Source organism: Xenorhabdus bovienii (assembly GCF_024721015.1).
Lineage (GTDB): Bacteria > Pseudomonadota > Gammaproteobacteria > Enterobacterales > Enterobacteriaceae > Xenorhabdus > Xenorhabdus bovienii.
In genome coordinates this window covers 1-1,686 of record NZ_JANAIF010000194.1, presented here as the reverse complement: position 1 = coordinate 1,686, position 1,686 = coordinate 1, and the positions used below count along the sequence as shown (strand labels likewise).

General features: G+C 45.6%; 3 protein-coding genes. All 3 read left to right on the top strand.

The annotated features are described in order from the left end of the window. The coding region (locus NXS07_RS19860) for a packaged DNA stabilization protein (protein ID WP_258087492.1) at positions 1–645 on the top strand (645 nt) is incomplete at its 5' end. A gap of 2 nt (positions 646–647) precedes the next feature. Further along, on the top strand, positions 648–1,325 hold the full coding sequence (locus tag NXS07_RS19855; RefSeq protein ID WP_258087491.1) for a hemolysin XhlA family protein: 678 nt from the start codon (positions 648–650) through the stop codon (positions 1,323–1,325). Continuing rightward, a partial coding sequence (locus NXS07_RS19850; RefSeq protein WP_258087490.1) for a hypothetical protein occupies positions 1,325–1,686 on the top strand: 362 nt, incomplete at its 3' end. The genes NXS07_RS19855 and NXS07_RS19850, both read left to right, overlap by 1 nt.

The following is a 1,686-nucleotide window of genomic DNA, read 5'->3' as shown; positions in this document are numbered from 1 at the left end:
TCGGTCTATGTCATTCGTCAGGGACAAGTAGCCCCGATAGCCACAGCATCAATAGAGAAGATACTGAGAGACTACACGGCGGATGAACTAGCTACTGGTGTGATGGAAACGGTGCGGTTCGATGCACACGAATTATTGATTATCCATCTACCGCGTCATGTCCTGTGTTATGACGCAGCAGCCAGCCAGAACGTGCCGCAATGGTGCATCCTAAAAACAGGTCTGTTCGATGATGTTTATCGCGGTATCGATTTCATATTTGAAGGTAATCAAATCACGGTAGGCGATAAGCGTGAATCTGTGACCGGGCAGCTTAATTTCTCAGCATCTGACCAGTACGGGCAGCAGCAGGAGCATTTGCTGTATACGCCAATGTTCAAAGCCGACAACGCACGGGTATTCGATTTTGAGCTGGAAGCCTCGACTGGTGTATCTCAGTACGCTGACAGGCTATTCCTCTCTGCAACGGCTGACGGCATCAATTACGGTCGAGAACAGATGATCGAACAGAATGCGCCATTTATCTATGACAAGCGGATATTGTGGCTGCGTGTTGGTCGTATCCGTAAAAACATCGGATTTAAAGTGCGAGTAATCACCAGATCCTCTGTCACTCTCTCCGGTTGTCAAATCAGGTTGGAATAATTATGGCTGATAATAATCTCAAAAACCCTGTAGAGATACAGGCGACTCGAATAGATGCAACGCTGCTCCCCAATAATTTCTCCCAGCCCTATTTTCTGTATGTCGTTCAACAGGGAGCTGATTTAGGGAATGTGGCGAACAAGGCTAATCAGGCGGGTGACGGTGCTTATGATGCTCAGGTCAAAAACGATGAGCAGGATATTATCCTTGATGATCATGGAAAAAGAATAACTAGGGCAGAAGAAACGCTAGAAGACCACGAAGTCAGAATCACCAAAGCAGAGGAAGACTTAGCAAAACTTGAAGTTAGGGTTTTGAATATCGAGCATGACGTTGATGGTCTTAAGATAAAGATACAAGACATAGATGGTCAGGTATCTGAAATAAAAGTTGACTATGTATCCAAGAAGGCAACAGCAACTCAAGTTATCTCGTCACCCATCGATGTAAAAAACAACTACCTAATAAATGGCCTTAATGTTGTTGGTCAAAGGGTTACTGGCTTTACTGCAATGGCTGGGGCGGCAAATAAAGGGGCAATTGATGCCAATCAGTCATGGAACGCAGGTGAAACTTATGATCAATCTGTCACCCAATCTCTAATGAATGCAGTCACATCGCTAGCCAAAAGATGCAAAGCGTATGAAGACGCACTTCGAGCTCACGGACTCATCGATTAATGACAAAAATAGACACTATCACTGGTTCACAACTCATGCGGTTGTGGGGCGTTCCGTCGTGGGTGGATTATCCGGCTGATTACTATCTCTGGCAGGGCTGCGGTGTATTTGTGGTGATTGAACGAGGCGAACATGTTGAATTGCACATGGCGATGAAGAAAGGCGAAAGACGCCGCTCCAGTGATGCAGCCAGCGACATTCTTTCACTGATTGGCAATAGAGTTATCCATGCGCCGATCCTTTCAGCATCGAAGCACGTCTGTAATTTGGCGCTGAAATTTGGTTTTCACCTGCAATCAGATGATGTCGTTGAACTCATTGATGGGCGCAGAGAACAATTATTTTTAATGGTTAGGAGTTA